Genomic DNA, 22780 nt, shown 5'->3' on the forward strand with positions numbered 1-22780 from the left:
TACTCATCCTCGTACGTCCATCCGACGTCCGGCGATGATTGCAGGTCAGCGCAGCGGCCGGTGGACGTTTTCGCGGGTTGAGGGGCCGGGGGCGGCGTCGGCGATCCACGGGCCGTCGCCGGAGGGGTCGAGGATGCCCTCCTCCAGCCAGGTGTAGGTGCCGGACAGGACGCCGGCCACGACCTTGCGGTCCAGGTCGTCGGTGTTGTCCCAGAGCCGCCCGAAGAGCTCCTCCACTCGGAGCCGGGACTGCCGGCAGAAGGCGTCGGCCAGCTGGTAGGCCTCGCGGCCGTGCTCGCCGGAGGCCCGCAGGTGCTCGGCGCGCACGCAGGCCGCGCTCATCGCGAAGAGCTCGGCGCCGATGTCGACGATCCGCCCGAGGAACCCCTGCTTGGTCTCCATCCGGCCCTGCCAGCGGGACATCGCGTAGAAGGTCGAGCGGGCCAGTTTGCGCGACCCGCGTTCGACGTAGCGCAGATGGGTGGCGAGGTCGGGGTGGCCGCTCGGGTGGAAGGCCCGGTAGGTGCCGGGGACCTGGCCGGCGCCGGTGGCGAGCTGCGGCAGCCAGCGGGCGTAGAACCCGGCGGCGCGGGCGCCCGCCTTCGCCTTGTCGCCCAGGGCCTTCTCCGGGTCGATGAGGTCTCCGGCCACGGACAGGTGGGCGTCCACGGCCTCGCGGGCGATCAGCAGGTGCATGATCTCGGTGGATCCCTCGAAGATCCGGTTGATGCGCAGGTCGCGGAGCATCTGCTCGGCCGGGACGGCCCGTTCGCCGCGGGCCGCGAGGGACTCGGCGGTCTCGAAGCCGCGCCCGCCGCGGATCTGGACCAGCTCGTCGGCCATCAGACAGGCCATCTCGGAGCCGTAGAGCTTGGCGAGGGCGGCTTCGATGCGGATGTCGTTGCGGTCCTCGTCGGCCATCTGGGAGGCCAGGTCGACCACGGCCTCCAGGGCGAAGGTGGTGGCCGCGATGAAGGAGATCTTCGCGCCGACGGCCTCGTGCAGACCGACCGGCCGTCCCCACTGCTCGCGTACACCGGACCATTCGCGGGCGATCTTCAGGCACCACTTCCCCGCGCCCACGCACATGGCGGGCAGCGACAGCCGGCCGGTGTTCAGCGTGGTCAGCGCGATCTTCAGCCCGGCGCCCTCGGCGCCGATGCGCTGGGCGGCGGGGACCCTGACCCGGTGGAAGCGGGTCACGCCGTTCTCCAGGCCGCGCAGGCCCATGAAGGCGTTGCGGTGCTCGACGGTGATGCCCGGCGAGTCGGCCTCGACGACGAAGGCGGTGATCCCGCCGCGGTGGTTCTCGCTCTTGGGGACCCGGGCCATGACGACGAGCAGGTCGGCGACGACCCCGTTGGTGGTCCAGAGCTTCACGCCGTCCAGGACGTACGCGTCCTCCCCGTCCGGGACCGCCGTGGTGGCCAGGCGCGCCGGGTCGGAGCCGACGTCCGGTTCGGTGAGGAGGAAGGCGCTGATGGCGGTGGTGGCGCAGCGCGGCAGGTAGGCGTCCTTCTGCTCCTGGGTGCCGAACATCTTCAGCGGCTGGGGCACGCCGATCGACTGGTGGGCGGAGAGCAGGGCGCCGATGGCCGGGCTGACGGAGCCGACGAGGGCGAGCGCCTTGTTGTAGTACACCTGGGTGAGGCCGAGGCCCCCGTACTTCGGGTCGATCTTCATGCCGAGCGCGCCGAGCTCCTTGAGCCCGCGCACGGTCTCGTCGGGGATCTTCGCCTCGCGCTCGATGCGCGCTCCGTCGACGGAGGTCTCGCAGAACTCCCGCATCCGGGCCAGGAAGGCCTCTCCGCGCCGGACGTCCTCCTCGGCGGGGAGCGGGTGGGGGTGGATCAGGTCCAGCCGGAACCGTCCGAGGAAGAGCTCCTTGGCGAAGCTCGGGCGCTGCCAGTTCTGTTCCCGGGCCGCTTCCGCGACCTGCCGTGCCTCGCGCTCGGTCACCTTGGGCTGTGCGGGCTGTGCGGGCGGGACGGGCTGTGCAGGCTGTGTTGCGGACATGAGCGGGCTCACCTCGCCGCCGAGAGAGGGGGTGCTTACCGGTCGGTGCTACCAGTGAGTCGTACCCGTTCGGGGCGGCGGGAAAGCTCTCCCGGGATCTCAGGCATCCTGACGGGCCACGGCCAGACGGGCGACCTGCTCCGCATGGGGGATGAGGTAGAAGTGGTCGCCCTCGAAGACGTGGGACGTGAAGGCGCCCGTGGTGACCGTCGACCATTCCCGTGCGCCCGCGGTGACACGGGGGTCGCGGTCACCCGTGAGGGCCATGACGCCCGCGCGCAGCAGCGGGGAATCCTCGCGGCGGCGGTAGGTGTCGATCAGGTGGAAGTCGTTGCGCACGATCGGCAGGAACAGCTCGCGCAGGTCCGGGTCCTGCCAGATCTGCACGTGGGGTCCGCCCAGCGAGGTGACGGCCGCGATCAGGTCCTCGTCCGTGCGCGGAGCGGCCGGGGCGGCGGGCCGCGCGAGTGCGCGGCCCGAGACGCACAGGCGCGTGACGTGGTCCGCCCCCGCGGCTTCGAGGCGCAGGAGGGTCTCGTACGCGACGGCCGCGCCCATGCTGTGGCCGAGGAACACCGTGGGCACGGGAGATGCGTCCAGGAGCTCCTCGGCGATCTGCGGCGACAGCGCGTCCATCGTCGGGATCAGCGGTTCGTCGATGCGGTTCTCGCGCCCCGGGTACCGCACGGCCACGACGTCGACCGAAGGCTCCAGGTGGCGGTGCCAGTCACGGAAGAAGTTCGCGCCGCCGCCCGCGTGGGGGAAGCACACGAGGCGCAGGGCGGGGGCGGCGAGGGGGCGGTGGCGGACCAGGTAGGACACGTGCGACTCGATTCGTCGGCCGGGGATCGTCTCGCCCAGCCTTGCGCAGCCGCGGACCTGGGCGATCACGACCCTGCCACACGGGGGCCGCGGCCGGTGGTCCCGGGGGATCCCACGGCAAAAGGAGACGGCCGGAGCCCCCGCACAGTAGGCTCCGGCCGTCGGCTTGGTGGCCGTACGAGTTCGGTCAGATGTCGAGGCCGCTGAGGACCAGGACCCGCTCGTAGGTGTAGTCGTCCATCGCGTAGCGCACGCCCTCGCGGCCCACACCGGACTGCTTGACGCCGCCGTACGGCATCTGGTCGGCACGGTAGGACGGGACGTCGCCGACGATCACGCCGCCGACCTCCAGCTCGCGGTGGGCGCGGAACGCGGTCTGGATGTTCCGCGTGAAGACGCCGGCCTGCAGACCGAACTTCGAGTCGTTGACGGCGGCGAAGGCCTCGTCGGTGTCCTCGACCCGGCGCAGGGTGAGGACCGGTCCGAAGACCTCCTCGGTGGCGAGGGTGACGCCCTCGGGCACCTCCGCGACGACGGTGGGCTCGTACGAGGCACCCTCGCGCTTGCCGCCCGTGAGCAGCTTGGCTCCGGCGGACACGGCCTCGTCGACCCAGGACTCGACCCGCTTGGCGGCGTCCTCGGAGACGAGGGGGCCGACGTCGGTGGCGGAGTCGTTCGGGTCACCGGTGACCTGCTCGCGGACCTTGGCGACGACCTTCTCGACGAGGCGGTCGTAGACCGTCGCGTCGGCGATCACGCGCTGCACGCCGATGCAGGACTGGCCGGCCTGGTAGTTCGAGAAGGTCGCGATGCGGGTCGCGGCCCAGTCGAGGTCGGCCTCCGAGGACCAGTCCTCCAGGACCACGGCCGCGGCGTTGCCGCCGAGCTCCAGGGTGCAGTGCTTGTGGGGCACGGCCTGCTGGATGGCGTAACCGACCTTGTCGGAACCGGTGAAGGAGATGACGGGCAGGCGCTCGTCCTTGACCAGCTCCGGCATCTTGTCGTTGGCGACGGGGAGCACGGACCAGGAACCGGCCGGCAGGTCGGTCTCGGCGAGCAGCTCGCCGAGGATCAGACCCGAGAGCGGGGTGGCCGGGGCCGGCTTCAGGATGATCGGCGCGCCGACGGCGATGGCGGGGGCCACCTTGTGGGCGCACAGGTTCAGCGGGAAGTTGAAGGGCGCGATGCCCAGGACCGGACCCTTGACGAAGCGGCGGGTCAGGGCCAGGCGGCCGACGCCGCCGGCGTCGGTGTCCAGGCGCTGGGCCTCTCCGCCGTTGAAGCGGCGGGCCTCTTCGGAGGCGAAGCGGAACACGGACACCGCACGGCCGACCTCACCGCGGGCCCACTTGATCGGCTTGCCGTTCTCGGCGGAGATCAGCAGTGCGATCTCCTCGGTGCGCTCGGCGAGCCGGCGGGCGACGTGGGCCAGGGCCTCGGCGCGTACGTGGGCCGGGGTGGCGGAGAACTCCGCGGTCACGGCGTACGCGGCGGCCACGGCCTCTTCGACCTGGGCGTCGGTCGGGACGCTCACGGTACCGACGAGGCGGCCGTCCCACGGGGAGTGGACGTCGAGGCTGTCGTCGCCCGTGGCCTGGCGGCCGGCGAGCCAGAAGGCGTGGGTGGAAGTCATGCTGATCCCGGCCCTTCGGAGTGTGTGCGGTGGGTCCTTGTCCCCTCCACCGTAGGACTCCGGCGGGGTTTCGGCGTTTGTCCGGGGTGGAGTACGTGCGTGGCGCGGCGCGCCGCTTTGTCAGTGTCGGGGCGGCCGCGGCCCGTGCGGGGCCCCGCCGGGGGCTCGTACGGGGCCCCGGGCGGCGCCCCGGCTGCGCGGGAGGCGGCGGCCCGGCTGCGCCGGAGGGCGGGCCCGGCTGCGCCATGGGCGGGTCCGGCTGCGCCGAAGCGCGGACCCGGCTGCGCCATGGGCGGACCCGGGTGCGCCGAAGCGCGGACCCGGCTGCGCCATGGGCGGACCCGGGTGCGCCGGAGGCGGGCCCGACTGCGCCGCACGGGCCCCCGCTGCGCGGGGCGGAGTCCCCTACCCGCCCTTCCACCGTTCCCCGGGCTCCGCCCGGACCCCGGTCCTCAAACGCCGGACGGGCTGGGAGGGCACCGGGCTGCGCCCGGACCCCCTGGGGCTCCGCCCCCGGACCCCCGCGCCTCAAACGCCGGCGAGGCTGGATGTGGCCGGCGTCAGCCTGTATGTGCGCGCAGCGCACCGTGCCACGCCGGGTCACTTCAGCCCCACCGGCCTACTTCAGCGCGCCTGGCCTACTTCAGCCCCTCCGGCGTTTGAGGAGCGGGGGTCCGGGGGCTGGTCCCCGGCAACGGCGCCGCACGAGGGAACGGGTCCGGGCGGAGCCCGGGGAACGGTGGAAGGGCGGGTAGGGGGCTTCGCCCCGCAGGGCCGAACCACCCGCACCCGCCCACCAGGCCCCGCCCGGGACGGCGGTGCCGGGCACCCCGACCGGCCACCGCCGGTCGGAGGCCGGCGCAGCGGCGCGAAGCCGGTAAGGCCCGCCAGGGCCGCACCGCGCGAGCGGCGCGTCAGGAAGGCGCGGTGGCCTTCAGGGCGAGCCACAGCTCCATGCGGACGTCCGGGTCGTCCAGGGAGCGGCCGAGGATCTCCTCCACGCGGCGCATGCGGTAGCGCAGGGTGTGGCGGTGGACGCCCAGGTCGGCGGCGGCCGCGTCCCACTGGCCGTGGCGGGAGAGCCAGGCCTGGAGGGAGGCCACCAGGTCGCCCCGGCCCTTCTCGTCGTGCTCGCGCAGCGCCCGCAGCGTGCCGTCCGCGAAGGCCCGTACCGCGTCGTCGGCGAGGAGCGGGAGGACCGAGCCCGCGGCCAGGTCCTCGTGCTCGACCATGGGGCGGCCGCGCCGCCGGGCCACGGCCAGGGCCTGGTCGGCCTGTTTGAAGGCCGCCGCCACCCCGGAGGCCACCGCGGGCGCCGACAGGCCGAGGACCAGTTCGTCCGGCTCCGGTTCGGCCGACTCCCGGCCGCGGCGCGATTCCAGGACCTCCGCGTGTTCCACGCAGGCCTGCACCGCCGAGCCCCCGTCGGCCGCCAGGACCACGAGCCGGCCGGGCTCCGGCACCACCAGCAGGGTCTCCCCCGTGCGCGCCGCCGCCGATTCCACGGCGTCGGCGAGCAGCGCCAGGCCCTCCGGCTGGGCCGTGCCCGCCAGGGCGGGTTCCGCCACGAGGATCCGGAACGGGGCGTCGAGCAGGGCCCCGTACAGGTCCCCGGCCACGGCCTGGGCGTGCTCCGCCTGTCCGGCGAGCAGCATGCGCAGCACGGCGGCGCCGAGCCGGGACTCCGCGTCGTGCAGGGAGCGGGAGCGTTCGGTGGTGAGGGTCAGCAGGGCCACCGCGGAGTGGACGGCGTACCGTTCCGCCGTGCCGAGCGGGGCCCCGGTACCGACGGCGAGGGCTCCGCGCGCCCGCCGCCCCGTGCCCAGCGACTGGAGTTCCACCCGGTCCTCGGAGCCGCCGACCACGGCGCTGGCCGGCGCAGGCCGCTCCCGCAGCCGTTCCACGTCGGGGGTGAGCCGGGCGGCCCGGCGCGCGGCCCAGTCGGGGGCGGCCGCGACGACGGCGCCCGAGGTGTCGTACAGGGCGGCCCAGCCGTGCACGTGCGCGGCCAGCTTCGTCAGCAGTTCGGCGGGCCCGTCGGCGGACAGCGCGGCCCGGGTCAGCTCGCGCTGCGCCTCGAAGCCTGCGGTCACGGCCCGGTACTGGTCGGCGGCGAGGGCGGCGGAGACGGCCTTGCTGATGGCGAGGAACGGGGTGCGCCGGGGCACCTCCAGCAGCGGCAGGTCCTCGGCGATGGCGGCCTCGACGAGCGCCTCGGGCACGGCGTCGTAGTTCACGCCGATGGCGAAGCCGATGCCGACGACCCCGGCGGCCGCGAGCCTGCGCACGTAGCGCCGCATCTCCTCGGGGTCCTCCGCGTCCAGCTTCATCGCGGTGATGAGGAGGAGCTCCCCGCCCTCCATGTACGGCACGGGGTCGGCGAGCTCACTGACGTGGGCCCAGCGCACGGGGGTGTCGAGGCGCCCCTCCCCGGCCCGGACGCTGAGTTTGAGCGCCGAGTGCTGGACGAGCGAGGCGAGGGTGAGCGGCATGGGTACCGGGGCGCCTTAGGGAGAGGAGGGGGTGCGGCGGCGAGGTGCCGACGGAGGATTCTCGCCGTGGACCACCCCCGCGGTTTTCGCCGTGTCGTACGAACGGCTCCCTTGATTCTGCCACCCCGTACGGATTCGCGACCTCTGGTCGCCGTCCCCCCTCCCTGCCCTCAGCCCTGCCCCTGCCCCCCGAGCCGCACCAGCAGCGGGGCGGCCCGCTCGCCGCGGACGGAGGTGAGGGAGAGCACGGCGTGGCCGGGGGGCACGGTGTTGGCGAGGGCGGAGGCCGACCAGCGCTCCCGCTCCACCTGCCGCACGGTGACCGCGTCCGTGGTGACCGCCTTGCCGGTGATCACCTTGCGTACCGCGTGCACGGCGCGGGTGAAGGGCTGGTCGGCGTAGACCGTGCGGCTCGTGACGTCCCGCGTCTCGACCAGCTCGGTCCCCCAGGCCTCGGCGAACCACTTGCCGTCCCATGTGGTGACCCCGGAGAAGGCCATCCGGCAGCCGACGGTTCCGAGGAGCGGGGTGCGCAGCCCTTCGGGTACGTCGTCCAGGGAGCGCAGCGCCAGGAGAACGCCCGCGTTGGCCGACCGGAGCCCCTGCATGCTGCGCACGGCCTCGGCGGTGAGGGTGTGCGAAGCGTCGTCGAGGGCCAGGAAGGCGAACAGGGAGCGGTCCGCGCGGGCCGCGGCCGCCGCGTTGAACTGGGCGAGGAGCAGCCGGGCCAGCAGCCGGGAGGCGTCCGGATGGGCGCGCTCGGGGAGGTCCACGCGCACCCGGACCGGGTGTCCCAGGGCGCGGAGCGAGAAGGGCCGCCCGCCGCCGGTGGTGTCGAAGAAGCCGTGGAACGCCGGCCGGTCGAGGAGCGCCGCCCGGTCGGCGAGAGCCGGTCCCGGGTCGCCGTGGGCGGCGTGCTGCCGCGCCCGGGCATCGAGCTCGCGCAGCATGCCCTGCTGCCCGGAGCCCTCCAGCTCGTGGCGCAGCGCCGCGAGCGCCGCAGGCAGCTGCTCGAGCAGGGCGCGCAGCTCGGGCACGGTGGGGAAGCGGCCGTACGCGGCCTGGAACGGTCCGAGGATCTGGGCGAGCGCCGTTGCCGCCCGGCGTACGTCGACGCCGGGCAGGTCGCCGACGAATGCTTCGGCGAGGAAGGAAGCCGCCTCGTCGGAGTCGCCGGTCCCGCCGTAGAGGTCGAGATCGTGCACGGATGCCGGGTCACCCGGGCGCACCACGATGTCGTAGGCGTCGTCGGGTCCGAGCCGGGATCCGGCGGCGCCGACGGCGATCACGGCCGCCTGCCCGGCCAGGGCCTGGAGGGCGAGCGATTCCACGACCGGCCTGACCAGCCCGTGCGTCTTGCCCGAGCCCGAGGGGCCGACGGCGAGGACCGACGTGCCCAGCACGCCGGGGTCGAGGGCCAGCCCGGTCCCGCGGCGCTCGTGGGGGTTCGGCTCGGCACCGGTGACCTTGCCGAGCCAGACCTGCCCGACGGTCAGGTCGTGGGAGGCGGTACGGACGGGCAGGTCGCGGGCGCCCGAGGGATGGCCGCAGGCGGCCGCGCCCTTGTCCCGTACGGCTTCCACGAAGGCGGGGCGCCGCGAGGGGTCGGCCTTCACGGACTCCCAGGCCCGCCGGATCCGTGCGTGGTCGACGTCGTTCATCCGGCCCTGCCGGGCTTCTGCCGCCAGCCGGTCCGCGGTCTCCGCCAGCCCGGCGGCGCGCAGGTGCGGCCAGCCGGCCGGCGCGTCCGGGCCGTCCGGGGCCACGGCCTGCGGGGCATCGGCGGGAGGGGCGGAGGACCGGAGGCCGGTCAGCAGGGTGACCCAGCCGCCGAGGCGGGCGAAGAAGACGAGGACCGGGGCGTAGATCAGTACGTAGAGGACGTTGGTGACCACCGAGCCACCCGTTTCGCCGAGCTCCGCGTACGGCAGGTGCCCGAAGACCAGGGGGTAGACGACCAGGGTCTGGCTCTGGATCAGCAGGACCACGGCGAAGGCTCCCGCCGCGGCCCCGAGCGCGCGGTACCAGGGGCCGCGGGCCGCGATCAGCTGGTCGAAGGCGGTCCGCCAGCCGCCCATCTTGGCGAATGCGATGCACAGGCCCACGGTGACCAGCAGCACGTAGACCTCGAGGGCCGCCTGTCCCCGGTGGTCGATCGGGCCGTTGGTCAGGCCGCCCTCCCACCAGCTGTCGGGGGTGAAGTAGTAGAGCGGGGCTCCGAGGAAGGGGAGGTTCCCGTCGAGGAAGGCCTGCCAGCACACGAAGAAGACGAGGAAGGAGACCACGACCCGTGTGATCAGCGACCGGCCGCTGGTGTCGGGCTTCGGTGCGGCCGGGGTGTAGGCGTAGCGCCAGATGCCGGGCTTGGCCTCCGGTCGCGGAGCGTTCAGCCACGCGGTGAAGGGCGTCGCCGCGGGAGCCGCGGGCACGCCCGCGACAGGACTCCCCGGCGCGTACGCGGGCGGCGGCGGGGCCTGGACCGGCCGTGGCGGCATGGGCGGCGGGCCGGACGGCCGGGGGATGTGGGGACCGCCGGCCCCCACATCGGGCGAGCCGCCGTAGCTGCCGCGGTCCCCGCCGTGCGTGCCGTCGGTGTCCATGAAACCTCTGCCCCCTGCCCGTTACCGCACTGCCTGCACTGCGCTGCGCGCTCAATCTAGTGGCCGTCGCCGCCCCGCGGCCCGTACCCGGTCATGATCCACAAGACAGGCGCGGATTCCTTCCTATGGCCGTCACGGACAAGGACACGCGGGCACCACTCCCGAACGGAGCATGCAGGACCCCACCTCCCGGGCCTAGCCTGCGGACAAAGACACAAGTGCGTCCGAAAACACCCCCCAGGAGCCCCCCTATGACCGCTGTCCCGCAGGAGCGCCGCATCGTCACCGCGATCCCCGGCCCCAAGTCGCAGGAGCTGCAGGCCCGCCGTCTGTCGACGGTGGCCGGTGGCGTGGGCTCCGTGCTCCCCGTCTTCACGGCCCGCGCGGGCGGCGGCATCATCGAGGACGTCGACGGCAACCGCATGATCGACTTCGGTTCCGGCATCGCCGTGACCTCGGTCGGCGCCTCCGCCGAGGCCGTCGTGCGCCGCGCCGCCGCGCAGCTCGCCGACTTCACCCACACCTGTTTCATGGTCACCCCCTACGAGGGCTACGTGGAGGTCTGCGAGGCCCTCGCCGAGCTCACCCCGGGTGACCACGCGAAGAAGTCGGCGCTGTTCAACTCCGGCGCCGAGGCCGTCGAGAACGCCGTCAAGATCGCCCGTTCGTACACCAAGCGCCAGGCCGTCGTCGTCTTCGACCACGGCTACCACGGCCGTACGAACCTCACGATGGCCCTGACCTCGAAGAACATGCCGTACAAGCAGGGCTTCGGCCCGTTCGCCCCCGAGGTCTACCGCGTCCCGGTCGCCTACGGCTACCGCTGGCCGACCGGCGCCGAGAACTGCGGCCCCGAGGCCGCCGCGCAGGCGATCGACAACATCGTGAAGCAGATCGGCGCCGAGAACGTCGCCGCGATCATCATCGAGCCGGTCCTCGGCGAGGGCGGCTTCATCGAGCCGGCCAAGGGCTTCCTCCCGGCGATCGTGAAGTTCGCCAACGACAACGGCATCGTCTTCGTCGCCGACGAGATCCAGTCCGGCTTCTGCCGCACCGGCCAGTGGTTCGCGTGCGAGGACGAGGGCATCGTCCCCGACCTCATCACGACCGCCAAGGGCATCGCGGGCGGCCTGCCGCTCGCCGCGGTGACCGGCCGCGCCGAGATGATGGACTCCGTGCACGGCGGTGGCCTGGGCGGCACCTACGGTGGCAACCCGGTGGCCTGCGCCGGTGCGCTCGGCTCCATCGAGACCATGAAGGAGCTCGACCTCAACGCCGCGGCGAAGAAGATCGAGTCCATCATGAAGGCCCGTCTGACGGCCATCCAGGAGAAGTTCGACATCGTCGGCGACATCCGCGGCCGCGGCGCCATGATCGCGATCGAGCTCGTCAAGGACCCCGCGTCCAAGACCCCGAACCCGGAGGCGGCCGCGGCGCTCGCCAAGGCCTGCCACGCCGAGGGCGTCCTCGTCCTCACCTGCGGCACCTACGGCAACGTGCTCCGCTTCCTGCCGCCGCTCGTCATCGGCGAGGACCTGCTGAACGAGGGCCTGGACGTCATCGAGGCCGCGTTCTCCACCCTCTGATCGAACGTCTGACACAGGCGCTAGAACGCGAGGACGCGATCCTCGATCACCGCGCGGTCACTACCGCGGGTAACGGTCGGGCACTGTGAAGAAGGTGTGGGGGGCCGATGGCGGGAGCGTTTTCCTGCTGTCGGTCCCCCTTCCGCTGCCGTACGGTTTCTGCAGATGAGTGAGACACCCCGCTCCCGGGAAACCGGAGGCGACACCAGTACCGGGCTTCCCCAGCGCCGCACTGGGCATGCGTTCGCGCACACTCCTCACCGATCGGACGGCCGCACGCCCCAAACCCCCCGGGGCGCCCGGCAACCCGATCCGGGCGGCCGCCCCGGAACCACCCCCCCTGTTCCGGGGCGGCCGGCCACTCTCCGCCCGGGGATCTCCCCGGGCCGCGCGGCCTGCGCGATCTCCGCACTCTGCGTCGCGCTCTTCGCGCTGACCACCTGGCAGGTCCTCGTGTCCGGGCCCCTGCTGGTCCCGGACGCCGCCCTGAGCCGGGCGCTCGTGCGCACCGTCCCCGACGCGGTCACCCAGCGTCTCTCCGACTTCGGCAACGTCCCGGTCGCGGTCCCCGTCCTGCTCCTCGCGGTCCTCTACGCCGCCCGGCGCGGCAACCGGTGGGGCGCGGCGGCCGCGGCCCTGGCGATGGTCCTGGTGCCGGCCCTGGTCGTCCCGCTGAAGGTATGGACCGCCCGGCCGGGCCCCCTGGAGCCCTGGGCCTCGGGCTACTACCCCTCGGGCCACACGGCCACCGCCTACGTGGCGTACGTGGGCGCCGCCCTGCTCGTGCGCCCGTACACCCGGGGCCACTGGCCCTTCCTCCTCGCGGCCGCCCTCACCGCCCTGACGGCGACGGGGCTGATCCTGCGCGGCTACCACTGGCCCCTGGACGTCCTGGCCAGCTTCCTGATGTGCACGCCCCTGCTGCTCGGGGTGCGCGCCGTCATTCGCCGCGGCTCCCGGCGCTCTGCACCAGGGCGATGAGCACCAGCAGGACGGCGCCGAGCGCGGCGACGTCCCGGGGCTCCCAGCCCTGCTGGAGGGCGAGGACGAGGACCGCCGTGACGGCGTAGGGCCAGGAACGGTGCTTGTCGCCCTGCGGGCCGGGTGTGCTCACTGCGGGTCTCCTCGGGTCGGTCCGGCTGGAAACACCCACGGTCAGCGCCCTCCCGGTTGTCCGCTGCCGTGCTTGCGCAACACCGCAGTTCACCGGCCGGAATCGGGGACAATGCGGTGATGTCCCGCTGGACAACGACGAGGGCGGGTGGGAAATGGGGCGTCCGCAGGGCGAGTTACGGGGGCGGACCGCGCAGGCGAACGCGCTGGCGCAGTGGCTGCGCACCGTGATCGGCCATGTTCCGGTACGGGATCTGGAGGCTGCCCTGCACGTGGGCAAGAGCTCCTGGGGCGCCTACCGCAGCGGGGCCACCCTGATCACCGAGAAGCTCCTGGCCGAGGTCGTCGACCGCTACGTGCCGGACCCCGCGATGCGCGAGCGGCAGCGGGCCGAGGGCCTGCGGCTGCTGGCAGCGGCGGAGGCGGCGGGCCGGACCCTCAAGGAGGGCGGCGCGCAGGCCCCGCTCGTGGTGCGTCAGCGGCCGCGCGAGCCGCTCGCACTGGCTCTGCTGCGGCTCGACGACGCCCGGCTCCTCCAGATGGAGGCGATGCGCAAGCTCGCCGACTCCGAGAAGCGGTGCACCCTGCTGGGCGGCACGGTGAAGGTCCTGCAGGACCGCTGCCTGGTGCTGGAGCAGGAACGGGACAGCGCGCTGGAGGACCGTGCGAGGCTCCAGCGGGAGCTGGACCTGTCCCTGGAGTACCGGCGGCAGGCCGGCGAGCAGTTGGATCACGCCCGCCAGGCCCGGTCGGCGGCGGAGCGGCTCACGCTGACCGCCGACGAGCGCGTCACGCGCGAACGCATGGCCGTGGAACGGCAGGCCGCCGGGGCCGCACCGGCGGAGGAGCCTGCGGAGGCCCGGCTCGGCGCGTCCGGCCCGGACCTCGGCCTGCCTCCCCTCGACCAGATCGAGGCCGTGCTGCGGGCCTCCCGCGCCCAGTTGGAGGAACAGGACGAGGAGCTCGACGACCTGCGCGGACGCATGGGCGACGAGCCCGCCGAGAGCGCCCCGCAGTCGCAGCCGCCGATTGTCCGGAGCTCCGTACCGGACAACGAAACCGCCGGTCGGCGTGGCGTTGTCCGGCCGGATCCGGTGGACATCGTGGAGGAGTCGGACGAGCCGGAGGACGACTTCGGCGTCTACTACGCGTCGCCGGCCTGGTACACGCAGGCTCAGACCGCGGGCGCACCCACCGCCCCCGCCCCCGCACGGGGCGCGCCGACCGTCGGACCCGGACACCTGGCGATCCTGCGCTACCGCACCGGCGACGGCACCGTCCACCAGATCACCCGCACGTCGGCGCCCGGACGCCCGCACCCCGAGTGGCAGCTCATGTACGAACTGCGCGCCCGGGGGGTACCTCCGAACCAGGTGCTGGACGTACGCACCGAGCTGGAGGCCTGCGACCTGCCCGGCGGCTACTGCGCCCGGATGATCCAGGAGACCTGGCCGAGGGCCGTGGCCCTCCGGGACATCCCGTACGGCGGGGACCTCGCGGGCCGCCGGGCGGGCATGGGGGAACTGCTGACCCGCCGTGACACGGATCGGGCGCCGGTCCGCACGCCCCTTCCCCCCGCCCCCGCCGAGCCCTGGGGGTCGGGGTGGGTGTCCGCCGCGCACTACATGGCGCGTACCTTCGCTCCGGACGACCTCCTGCGGTTCACCTGGGCGGACGCGTTGCGCGCGGGTGCGCCCGAGGTCGTCCAGGAGACGCTCGTCCGGGCAGGCCTGCCCCGGGACATGAGCCCGTTCTTCTGGGCGCTGCCCGTGCCGGGTCAGCCCTGGGAGACGCTCACCGACGTGGCCATGCTGTGCACCGCGCTCGTGACCTCGGGCGCGGACATCTCCCTGGTCGTGGGGCACGACTTCGGCAAGGCGCTGTGCGTCCAGCGCGGCACCCTGCACGTCGTGGCCGTGCCGCTGGACTCGCCGGGCACCGTGGCGACGCAGTTCGTCAACTCGGGGTTGCCGGAGTTCGCCCACTGCCTCGCGCTGCTCGGCCGGATGTGGCCGCAGCGCCGGGGCCTCACTCCGGAGCGGGCGGGCCGGTGGACCGAGGAGTTCCAGGAGGAGCTGGTGCGCCTGGACGCTCCGGCGACTGCCTCGCCGGAGACCTGGTGGTCCCAGCTGCTGGAACAGATGTGGGACGGGCTGCTGTGAGGGAGGGGCCGGGGCACACGCCCCGGCCCCTCCCTCTGTCAGCTGCGGCCGGTCAGCCGCCGAAGTAGGCGTCGAAGTTCTTCGAGAACTCCCAGCTGCCGAAGCGGTCCCAGTTGATCGACCAGGTCATCAGGCCGCGCAGGGCGGGCCAGGTGCCGTGGGTCTGGTACGAGCCGCAGCTGACCTTCTTCGTCAGGCAGTCCAGCGCCTTGTTGACCTCCGCCGGGGAGGTGTGGCCGTTGCCCGCGTTGGTCGTGGCCGGCAGGCCGATGGCGACCTGGTCGGCGCGCAGCGCAGGGAAGACCCGGGCGGTGTTGCCCGCCACGGGGAAGCCCGTGAGCAGCATGTCGGTCATGGCGATGTGGAAGTCGGCTCCGCCCATGGAGTGGTACTGGTTGTCGAGGCCCATGATCGAGCCCGAGTTGTAGTCCTGGACGTGGAGCAGGGTGAGGTCGTCGCGCAGGGCGTGGATGACCGGGAGGTAGGCGCCGGCGCGCGGGTCCTGGCCGCCCCAGGGACCGGATCCGTAGTACTGGTAGCCGAGCTGTACGAAGAAGGTCTCGGGGGCCATCGTCAGGATGAACTCCGGGCCGTACTTGGCCTTCAGGGTCTTCACGGCCGAGATCAGGTTGACGATCACCGGGGTGGTGGGGGTGCGGAAGTCGGTGTCGCCCGCGGCCAGGGAGAGGGAGTGGCCCTCGAAGTCGATGTCGAGGCCGTTGAGCCCGTACTCGTCGATGATCTTGCCGACCGAGGAGACGAAGGTGTCGCGGGCCGCCGTGGTGCCCAGCTGGACCTGGCCGTTCTGGCCGCCGATCGAGATCAGGACCTTCTTGCCCGCGGCCTGCTTGGCCTTGATGGCCGCCTTGAACTCCGCGGCCGATTCGACGGTCGGGCACTCGCTGACCGGGCAGAGCTGGAAGCGGATGTCGCCCGAGGTCACCGAGGTGGGTTCGCCGAAGGCCAGGTTGATGACGTCCCAGGAGGCGGGTACGTCGGCCATCCGGACGTAGCCGGAGCCGTTGGCGAAGCTGGCGTGCAGGTAGCCGACGAGGGCGTGGGCGGGCAGGCCGGGGTTGCCCGGGTTGCCCGGGCCGCTCGGCGTGGTCACCGGGACGGCGGCGCTCTTGGGGGACTCTCCGGCCGCGTTCACCGCGCTGACCTGGAAGGAGTACGTCGTCGCGGCGGTGAGCCCGGTGACCGTCGCCGACGTGGCGCTGACCGTGGTCGGGTTCGCGCCGTCCCGGTAGACCTTGTAGGAGGTGGCCCCGGTCACCGACGCCCAGGACAGGCCGACGGTGGTGGCGGAGGTGGCGGACGCGGTGAGCCCGGTGGGGGCGGCCGGGACCTGGGGTCCGGGTCCGGAGCCGCCGGGGTCCGGGCCGACGAGGGTCACGTCGTCGGTGAAGTGCGGCGGCTGGCCGTACCAGCCCTGCGTGTACACGGTCACCGAGGTGGTGGCCGCGCCGGTACGGAAGCTCGTGCTCAGCTGCTTCCAGGCACCCGGGGTCTGGGTCCAGGTCTGCGGGTCCGTGGTCCCGGTGCCGGTCGCGCCGAGGTAGACGTACGCGCCCTGCACCCAGGCGCTCAGCGTGTAGGCGGAGTCGGGCTTGACGGTGACGGTCTGGGAGCAGCGGGCGTTGTCCTGCCCGGCCGGGGTGCCCTTGAGGGTCGAAGTGCCGCCGTGGACCGGGGTGCTGACGAGGGCTCCGCCGGCGGCGGAGCAGCTCCAGCCGTCGAGGCCGGCTTCGAAGCCGCCGTTGCGGATGAGGTCGGCGTCGGCCGCGGCGGCGGGCTGGCCGGTGGCGAGGAGGCCGGCCGCCGCGAGGGCGGCGGCGGTAAGGAGGGACAGGACGGAGCGTATGACGGTGGGTCTGGCGGGGCGGGTGGGGCCAGCAGGACGGGTGGGGCGCACAACTGCCTCCGGTACATGGGGGGATGGAGCCGGGCCGCGCGCGGGGAAGCGGTGGGGGAAGGCGCAGCGGCGCCCAAGATGGTCCAGACCAATGTCCTTGTCAAGACTTCCGGCCTCCCCGCCCCACGATGCGGGCCGCCGCCTCGTGCATCGCGAGCTCCAGTACCGCCGGATCGGTGAGCGTGCCCTGCCCGTCCGGGAGCACGAGCCAGCGGACCCCGCCCGTGGCCCGGCCGGGGTACGGGACCACGATCCAGGTCCCGTGCCCGGCTCCCCGCACTCCCGTCCCGATCCAGCGGGACGCCGTGCCCGGGGGCACGAAGAAGCCCAGCCTGCCGAACACTGTGCGGCTCCGCCGCGTGGCGCCGAAATCGGCGAGCACCGGACCGGGCCGGTCGAGCAGCGCGTTCAGTACGTCGAGGGTGGTGTGTCCCAGCTCCCCCGGCAGGATCAGCACGTCCCAGCGGCGGCCGGCGGGCAGCAGGGCGACCCCGAGGGGGTTGCGCTCCCACTCCCACCGGCAGGCGTCCGGATCGGGCGCCACCGAGACCAGCCATTCCACTGCCGTCTTGTCCCCCGGGATCGTCATCGCCCGGCCTCCGCTCTCTGTGGGTGAGGTGAAGCGTTCTCACAGGAGAGAGCGGGGCCGGGCGCAGGTATGACGCGGGTTTCGTTACTCCATGGTAGTGAAGCAGGTCACACCGCCGGGGGCGATGTGCGCCCGGGGCGTGCGGAGGTCGTTTACCCGATCAGCTGTCGAAGCCGAGACCGAAGCGGTCCAGCGTCTTCAGCCACAGGTTGCGGTGCCCGCCCAGCCGGTCCGCCCGGGCCAGCGACCACTTCGTCATCGTGATGCCGGTCCACGCGAAGGGCTCCGGCGGGAAGGGCATCGGCTTGGAGCGGACCATCTCCAGCTCCGTGCGCTCGGTCTTCTCCCCCGCCAGGAGGTCGAGCATCACGTCGGCGCCGAAGCGGGTGGCTCCGACGCCCAGACCGGTGTAGCCGGCCGCGTAGGCCACCTTGCCCGCGTGCGCGGTGCCGAAGAAGGCGGAGAAGCGCGAGCAGGTGTCGATCGCCCCGCCCCAGGCGTGGCTGAATTTCACCCCTTCCAGCTGCGGGAAGCAGGTGAAGAAGTGCTCGGCGAGTTTGAGGTAGGTCTCGGGCCGGTGGTCGTGCTCGGCGTCGAGCTTGCCGCCGTACGGGTAGATCGCGTCGTAGCCGCCCCACAGGATCCGCCGGTCGGGGGTGATCCGGAAGTAGTGGAACTGGTTGGCGCTGTCGCCGAGGCCCTGGCGGTTCTTCCAGCCGATCGAGGCGAGCTGCTCCTCGGTGAGCTGCTCGGTCATCAGCGCGTAGTCGTACACCGGGACGGTGAGCGGGCGCACCCGCTTGACCAGCGACGGGAAGATGTTGGTGCCCAGCGCCACCCGGCGGGCGAAGACCCGCCCGTAAGGGGTCCGCACGGCCATCCCGTCTCCCGAGCCGGCCAGGTCGAGCCCGCGCGTGTTCTCGTAGATCCGTACGCCCAGCTCCAGGCAGGCGCGCTTGAGGCCCCAGGCGAGCTTCGCCGGGTTGAGCATGGCGACGCCGTCGCGGTCCCAGATCCCGCCGAGGAAGGTCGGGGAGTCGACCTCGGCGCGCACGGCGTCCGCATCCAGCCACTCGGAGCGGCCTGCGAGGCCGAGCCGCTCGGCCTCCGCGTGGAACTCGCGGAGCTCGGCGACCTGGTGCGGCTCGGTGGCCACGTCGATCTCGCCGCTGCGCTCGAAGTCGCAGTCGATGCCGTAGCGGGCGACCGCCTCCTCGATGGCGTCGAGGTTGCGGGCGCCGAGGTCCTCCAGCGTGGCGAGCTCGTCCGGCCAGCGGGCCATCCCGTTGGCGAGGCCGTGGGTGAGGGAGGCGGCGCAGAAGCCGCCGTTGCGGCCCGAGGCGGCCCAGCCCGCCTCGTGGCCCTCGATGAGCACGACGTCCCGGGCGGGGTCGCGCTCCTTGGCGATCAGCGCGGTCCACAGGCCGCTGTAGCCGCCGCCGATGACGAGCAGGTCGCAGTGCTCGTCCCCGGTGAGGGCGGGCTCGGCGGCGGGCTTGCCGGGGTCGTCCAGCCAGTACGAGACCGGCTTCGCTTCGGAAAGAGATCGTGCAGCGGTGCGCATGGCGTCTGGGGCCATGTCTTCCAACTCCCTACAGGTGCTACTTGGGCTGTGCTTTCTTGCGGCGGTTGGCGACCATCTGGCCGCCCAGCACCACCAGGACCGCGATGACGAACATCGCGGTGCCGATGACGTTGATCTGTACAGGCGTACCGCGCTGGGCCGATCCCCACACGAACATGGGGAAGGTGACGGTGTTGCCCGAGTTGAAGTTGGTGATGATGAAGTCGTCGAACGAGAGCGCGAAGGAGAGCAGCGCGCCCGCCGCGATACCGGGGGCCGCGATCGGCAGGGTGACGCGCAGGAAGGTCTGCACGGGCCCGGCGTAGAGATCGCGGGCCGCTTCCTCCAGGCGGGGGTCCATGGAGAGCACCCGGGCCTTGACGGCGGCGACGACGAAGCTGAGGCAGAACATGACGTGGGCGATCAGGATCGTCCAGAAGCCGAGCTGGATGCCCATGTTGAGGAAGAGGGCGAGCAGCGAGGCCGCCATCACGATCTCGGGCATGGCCATCGGCAGGAAGATCAGCGAGTTGACCGCGCCGCGCCCCCGGAACCGGTAGCGGACCATCGCGAAGGCGATCGCGGTGCCCAGCACCGTCGCGCCGATGGTGGCCCACAGGGCGATCTGGAGCGAGAGGGACAGGGACTCGCACATGTCGGCGACCCCGCAGGGGTCCTTCCACGCGTCGAGGGAGAACTCCTGCCAGGCGTAGTTGAAGCGCCCGGTGGGGTTGTTGAAGGAGAAGACCGTGACGACGACGTTCGGCAGGATCAGGTACGCGAGCGTGCCGAGCCCCGCGATCACGACGAGATTGCGGCGCAGCCAGGTGGTGGCGCTCTTCATCAGACCAGGTCCTCCGTCCCCGCTCGGCGGATGTAGATGGTGACCATGACGAGCACGATGGCCATGAGGATGAAGGACAGCGCGGCCGCCGTCGGGTAGTCGAGGATGCGCAGGTACTGCGACTGGATGACGTTGCCGATCATGCGGGTGTCCGTGGAGCCGAGCAGTTCGGCGTTGACGTAGTCGCCGCTCGCCGGGATGAAGGTGAGCAGGGTCCCGGAGACCACGCCCGGCATGGACAGCGGGAAGGTCACCTTGCGGAAGACCGTGGCGGGACGGGCGTACAGGTCCCCGGCCGCCTCGTGGAGGCGGGTGTCGATGCGCTCCAGCGAGGTGTAGAGCGGAAGGATCATGAAGGGGAGGAAGTTGTACGTCAGACCGCAGACGACCGCGAGCGGCGTGGCGAGGACGCGGTCGCCCTCGGTCATGCCGAGCCAGCTGGTGACGTCCAGGAAGCCGATCGTGTTGAGGACGCCGACCACCGGGCCGCCGTCGGCCAGGATCGTCTTCCAGGCGAGGGTGCGGATCAGGAAGCTGGTGAAGAACGGGGCGATGACCAGCACCAGGAGCAGGTTGCGCCAGCGGCCCGCCTTGAAGGCGATCAGGTAGGCCAGCGGATAGCCCAGCAGCAGGCACAGCGCGGTCGCGGTGCCGGCGTAGAGCAGGGAGCGCAGGAACTGCGGGTAGTACTCGGTGAAGGCGTCCCAGTACGTCTGGAAGTGCCAGGTGACCTTGAAGCCCTCTTCGAGGGAGCCGGTCTGCACCGAGGTCGAGGCCTGGTAGATCATCGGCAGCACGAAGAAGACGAACAGCCACAGGATGCCCGGGAGCAGCAGCCAGTACGGGACCAGGCGCTTCTTCAGGGACGGCTTGTGCACCGGGGGTTCGGCCGGGGCGGGCGCCTGGGGCGGCGCGACTGTGGTGGTCACGCGGACTCCTCGACCGTCTCGATGCCCGCGTCGATGTCCTGGGCGGCGTCGAGGCCGAAGGTGTGGTCCGGGTTCCAGTGCAGTATCACGTCGGCGCCGGGGACGAGGCGGGCGTCGCGCTCGATGTTCTGCACGTACACCTCCAGCTCCGGGCAGACCGGGCTGTCGATGACGAACTGGGTGGAGACTCCGATGAAGGAGGTGGCCGCGATCTTGCCGGCGACCTTGTTGCGGCCCGCCTCCACGGTGTCCGCCGCGTCCGCGTGGACCAGGGAGATCTTCTCCGGGCGCACCCCGACCAGCAGCTTGCCGCCGGCGCGGGGTGTGGTCGAACATCGCGCCGCCGGGACGCGCAGCTTCGTACCGGCCGAGGAGACGACGACGTCGGACGCGCCGGCTTCCAGGACCTCGGCCTCGATGAGGTTGGAGGTGCCGAGGAAGTTCGCCACGAAGGTCGTCTTCGGGTTCTCGTAGAGGTCGGCGGGGGCGCCGAGCTGCTCGACGCGGCCGCCGTTCATCACGGCGACCGTGTCGGCCATGGTCATGGCCTCCTCCTGGTCGTGCGTGACGTGCACGAAGGTGATGCCGACCTCGGTCTGGATCCGCTTCAGCTCCAGCTGCATCTGGCGGCGCAGCTTGAGGTCGAGGGCGCCGAGCGGCTCGTCGAGGAGCAGCACCTGCGGGTGGTTGATGAGCGCGCGGGCGACGGCGACGCGCTGCTGCTGGCCGCCGGAGAGCTGGTGCGGCTTGCGGCCGGCGAACTGGCCGAGCTGGACCAGCTCCAGCATGTCGTCGACCTGCTTCTTGACCGCCTTGATGCCGCGGCGGCGCAGCCCGAAGGCGATGTTCTCCGAGACGTCGAGGTGCGGGAAGAGGGCGTAGCTCTGGAAGACGGTGTTGACCGGGCGCTTGTACGGCGGCAGGTGCGTGACCTCGCGGTCGCCGAGGCTGACGGTGCCGGTGGAGGGCTCCTCCAGGCCGGCGATCATGCGCAGGGTCGTGGTCTTCCCGCAGCCCGAGGCGCCGAGCAGGGCGAAGAAGGAGCCCTGGGGGATGGTGAGATCCAGCGGGTGCACGGCGGTGAAGGATCCGTAGTGCTTGCTGATCCCGGCGAGGCGGACGTCGCCGCCTTCGGTCTTGTCAGTCATGGGCCTGGGCCTTCGGTGGTGTGTCGTGGAAGGGGCAGGTGCCGGTACGGGTGCCAGGTGCCGCGGGGACGGCGGCGGGACCCGTCAGGCTCCGATGAGCTTGGCGAACTTCTCCTCGTACGCCGTCTCTTCCTCGCTGGTGAGGGAGCGGAAGGCGTGCGACTTGGCGGCCATCGCCTTGTCCGGGACGATCAGGACGTTGTCCGCGAGCGCCGGGTCGATCTTGGCCAGCTCGTCCTTGACGCCCTCGACGGGGCAGACGTAGCTGATGTAGGCGGCCAGCTGCGCCGCCACCTCGGGCTCGTAGTAGTAGTCGATGAGCCGCTCCGCGTTGGCCTTGTGCCGGGCCTTCACGGGGACCAGCAGGTTGTCGCTGGAGGTGATGTAGCCGGGCGCCGGGATCGCGTACTGGATGTCCGGGTTGCCGGCCTGGAGCTGGATGACGTCGCCGGCCCAGGCCAGGCAGGCTGCGAGGTCGCCCTTGTCGAGGTCCGCGGTGTAGTCGTTGCCGGTGAAGCGGCGGATCTGCTTCTTGTCCACGCCCTTCTGGAGCCGGCCGATCGCCTCGTCGTAGTCGGCGTCGGTGAAGTTCGCCGGGTCCTTGCCCTGGTCGAGCAGGGTCATGCCGACGCTGTCGCGCATCTCGGTGAGGAAGCCGACGCGGCCCTTGAGGGAGGGGTCGTCGAGCATCTGCGTGACGGAGTCGACCTTCTTCCCGCCGGTCGCCTTGGTGTTGTAGGCGATCACGGTGTTGATGCCGGTCCAGGGGTAGCTGTACGCGCGGCCCGGGTCCCAGTCGGGGCTGCGGAACTGCGGGATCAGGTTGGCGTAGGCGTGCGGGAGGTGCGAGGGGTCCAGCTTCTGGGCCCAGCCGAGCCGGATGATGCGCGAAGCGAGCCAGTCGGTGACGACGATCAGGTCGCGCCCGGTGTCCTGGCCGGCCGCGAGCTGGGGCTTGATCTTGCCGAAGAACTCGACGTTGTCGTTGATGTCCTCGGTGTACTTGACCTTGATGCCGGTCCGCTTGGTGAACTCCTCCAGCGTGGGACGCGACTTCTCGTCCTCGCTGGTGTCCATGTACTCGGTCCAGTTGGAGAAGTTGATCTCCTTCTCCTGCTCCGAGTGGTCGTCGGAGGCCGCGGCGGTGCCCTCCGCGCGCTTGGCCGGCGGAATGCCGCAGCCGGCCAGCGCGGACAGGCCGCCGAGGGTGAGCGCTCCGACTCCGGAGGCGCGCAGCACGGAGCGGCGGGTGAGGGCGCCGCGCCCGGTGGTGAGGCTGCGCCGCATAGCGGCGAATTGCGCCGCCGAGAGGCGGTCGGGCTCGAACTGCTCCATGGGAGGTGCCCTTTCGGGTGGGTGCGGGCCGC

The 22780-nt window shown here is 72.3% G+C and carries 16 protein-coding genes; 3 read left to right on the forward strand and 13 right to left on the reverse strand.

The genetic code is table 11. The annotated features are described in order from the left end of the window. Positions 1–45: 45 nt before the first annotated feature. The 5 genes from OG898_RS03225 to OG898_RS03245 all read right to left on the reverse strand — a co-directional run bounded on the left by OG898_RS03225 (position 46) and on the right by OG898_RS03245 (position 9563). Positions 46–2016, reverse strand: a complete 1971-nt coding sequence (locus OG898_RS03225) for an acyl-CoA dehydrogenase family protein (protein WP_250749295.1) — start codon at positions 2014–2016, stop codon at positions 46–48. Positions 2017–2115: 99 nt separating this feature from the next. Continuing rightward, positions 2116–2907, reverse strand: a complete 792-nt coding sequence (locus OG898_RS03230; protein WP_266954883.1) for a thioesterase II family protein — start codon at positions 2905–2907, stop codon at positions 2116–2118. Positions 2908–3025: 118 nt separating this feature from the next. Beyond that, the gene (locus tag OG898_RS03235; RefSeq protein WP_266954885.1) at positions 3026–4471 is read right to left on the reverse strand and encodes an aldehyde dehydrogenase family protein; all 1446 of its coding nucleotides are present in this window, start codon (positions 4469–4471) and stop codon (positions 3026–3028) included. Between the two features lie 914 nt (positions 4472–5385). Further along, positions 5386–6963, reverse strand: coding sequence for a PucR family transcriptional regulator (locus OG898_RS03240; RefSeq protein ID WP_250743837.1), 1578 nt, complete (start codon positions 6961–6963; stop codon positions 5386–5388). Between the two features lie 170 nt (positions 6964–7133). Next, the gene (locus OG898_RS03245) at positions 7134–9563 is read right to left on the reverse strand and encodes an ATP/GTP-binding protein (protein ID WP_266954888.1); all 2430 of its coding nucleotides are present in this window, start codon (positions 9561–9563) and stop codon (positions 7134–7136) included. Between the two features lie 251 nt (positions 9564–9814). Between OG898_RS03245 and gabT the strand changes: the two genes are divergently transcribed. Both gabT and OG898_RS36215 read left to right on the forward strand, forming a co-directional pair. Further along, positions 9815–11149 carry a 4-aminobutyrate--2-oxoglutarate transaminase gene (gene gabT, locus OG898_RS03250; protein ID WP_250743839.1) on the forward strand — a complete coding sequence of 445 codons (1335 nt, stop codon included), beginning with the start codon at positions 9815–9817 and terminating at the stop codon, positions 11147–11149. Positions 11150–11602: 453 nt separating this feature from the next. Next, entirely contained in the window at positions 11603–12130 is a 528-nt protein-coding gene (locus OG898_RS36215) for a phosphatase PAP2 family protein (RefSeq protein ID WP_323182573.1), read from the forward strand. Here the strand turns inward: OG898_RS36215 and OG898_RS03260 are convergent. After that, a complete protein-coding gene (locus OG898_RS03260) occupies positions 12090–12263 on the reverse strand; it encodes a hypothetical protein (RefSeq protein WP_250743842.1) in 174 nt (57 codons plus the stop codon). The genes OG898_RS36215 and OG898_RS03260 overlap by 41 nt on opposite strands. A 154-nt stretch (positions 12264–12417) precedes the next feature. On the opposite strand from OG898_RS03260, the gene OG898_RS03265 reads away from it, so the two are divergent. Next, positions 12418–14424, forward strand: coding sequence for an SUKH-4 family immunity protein (locus tag OG898_RS03265; protein ID WP_266954893.1), 2007 nt, complete (start codon positions 12418–12420; stop codon positions 14422–14424). A gap of 52 nt (positions 14425–14476) precedes the next feature. Here the strand turns inward: OG898_RS03265 and OG898_RS03270 are convergent, their stop codons facing one another. From OG898_RS03270 to OG898_RS03300, 7 genes are all read right to left on the reverse strand, one after another. Further along, a complete protein-coding gene (locus OG898_RS03270; protein ID WP_323184808.1) occupies positions 14477–16339 on the reverse strand; it encodes a glycoside hydrolase family 18 protein in 1863 nt (620 codons plus the stop codon). Positions 16340–16439: 100 nt separating this feature from the next. Next, positions 16440–16928 carry a hypothetical protein gene (locus OG898_RS03275; RefSeq protein ID WP_250743846.1) on the reverse strand — a complete coding sequence of 163 codons (489 nt, stop codon included), beginning with the start codon at positions 16926–16928 and terminating at the stop codon, positions 16440–16442. A gap of 160 nt (positions 16929–17088) precedes the next feature. Beyond that, positions 17089–18507, reverse strand: coding sequence for an FAD-binding oxidoreductase (locus OG898_RS03280; RefSeq protein ID WP_250743847.1), 1419 nt, complete (start codon positions 18505–18507; stop codon positions 17089–17091). Positions 18508–18529: 22 nt separating this feature from the next. Beyond that, on the reverse strand, positions 18530–19336 hold the full coding sequence (locus OG898_RS03285; RefSeq protein ID WP_250743848.1) for an ABC transporter permease: 807 nt from the start codon (positions 19334–19336) through the stop codon (positions 18530–18532). Then, a complete protein-coding gene (locus OG898_RS03290; protein ID WP_250743849.1) occupies positions 19336–20265 on the reverse strand; it encodes an ABC transporter permease in 930 nt (309 codons plus the stop codon). The genes OG898_RS03285 and OG898_RS03290 overlap by 1 nt, the downstream gene beginning before the upstream one ends. Beyond that, the gene (locus OG898_RS03295; protein ID WP_250743850.1) at positions 20262–21413 is read right to left on the reverse strand and encodes an ABC transporter ATP-binding protein; all 1152 of its coding nucleotides are present in this window, start codon (positions 21411–21413) and stop codon (positions 20262–20264) included. Before OG898_RS03295 ends, OG898_RS03290 begins: the two co-directional genes overlap by 4 nt. A gap of 84 nt (positions 21414–21497) precedes the next feature. Then, positions 21498–22748 (reverse strand): spermidine/putrescine ABC transporter substrate-binding protein, encoded by a 1251-nt coding sequence (locus OG898_RS03300; RefSeq protein ID WP_250743851.1) that lies wholly within the window; start codon positions 22746–22748, stop codon positions 21498–21500. Positions 22749–22780 lie beyond the last annotated feature (32 nt).

Origin of the sequence: Streptomyces sp. NBC_00193 (assembly GCF_026342735.1) — a bacterium.
GTDB classification, from domain to species: domain Bacteria; phylum Actinomycetota; class Actinomycetes; order Streptomycetales; family Streptomycetaceae; genus Streptomyces; species Streptomyces stoeckheimensis.

Coding starts and splice junctions, on each gene's coding strand:
- OG898_RS03275 (WP_250743846.1), bottom strand. CDS start 16,928: ATGACGATCCCGGGGGACAAGACGGCAGTGGAATGGCTGGTCTCGGTG.
- OG898_RS03280 (WP_250743847.1), bottom strand. CDS start 18,507: ATGGCCCCAGACGCCATGCGCACCGCTGCACGATCTCTTTCCGAAGCG.
- OG898_RS03285 (WP_250743848.1), bottom strand. CDS start 19,336: ATGAAGAGCGCCACCACCTGGCTGCGCCGCAATCTCGTCGTGATCGCG.
- OG898_RS03225 (WP_250749295.1), bottom strand. CDS start 2,016: ATGTCCGCAACACAGCCTGCACAGCCCGTCCCGCCCGCACAGCCCGCA.
- gabT (WP_250743839.1), top strand. CDS start 9,815: ATGACCGCTGTCCCGCAGGAGCGCCGCATCGTCACCGCGATCCCCGGC.
- OG898_RS03265 (WP_266954893.1), top strand. CDS start 12,418: ATGGGGCGTCCGCAGGGCGAGTTACGGGGGCGGACCGCGCAGGCGAAC.
- OG898_RS03235 (WP_266954885.1), bottom strand. CDS start 4,471: ATGACTTCCACCCACGCCTTCTGGCTCGCCGGCCGCCAGGCCACGGGC.
- OG898_RS03295 (WP_250743850.1), bottom strand. CDS start 21,413: ATGACTGACAAGACCGAAGGCGGCGACGTCCGCCTCGCCGGGATCAGC.
- OG898_RS03240 (WP_250743837.1), bottom strand. CDS start 6,963: ATGCCGCTCACCCTCGCCTCGCTCGTCCAGCACTCGGCGCTCAAACTC.
- OG898_RS03245 (WP_266954888.1), bottom strand. CDS start 9,563: ATGGACACCGACGGCACGCACGGCGGGGACCGCGGCAGCTACGGCGGC.
- OG898_RS03300 (WP_250743851.1), bottom strand. CDS start 22,748: ATGGAGCAGTTCGAGCCCGACCGCCTCTCGGCGGCGCAATTCGCCGCT.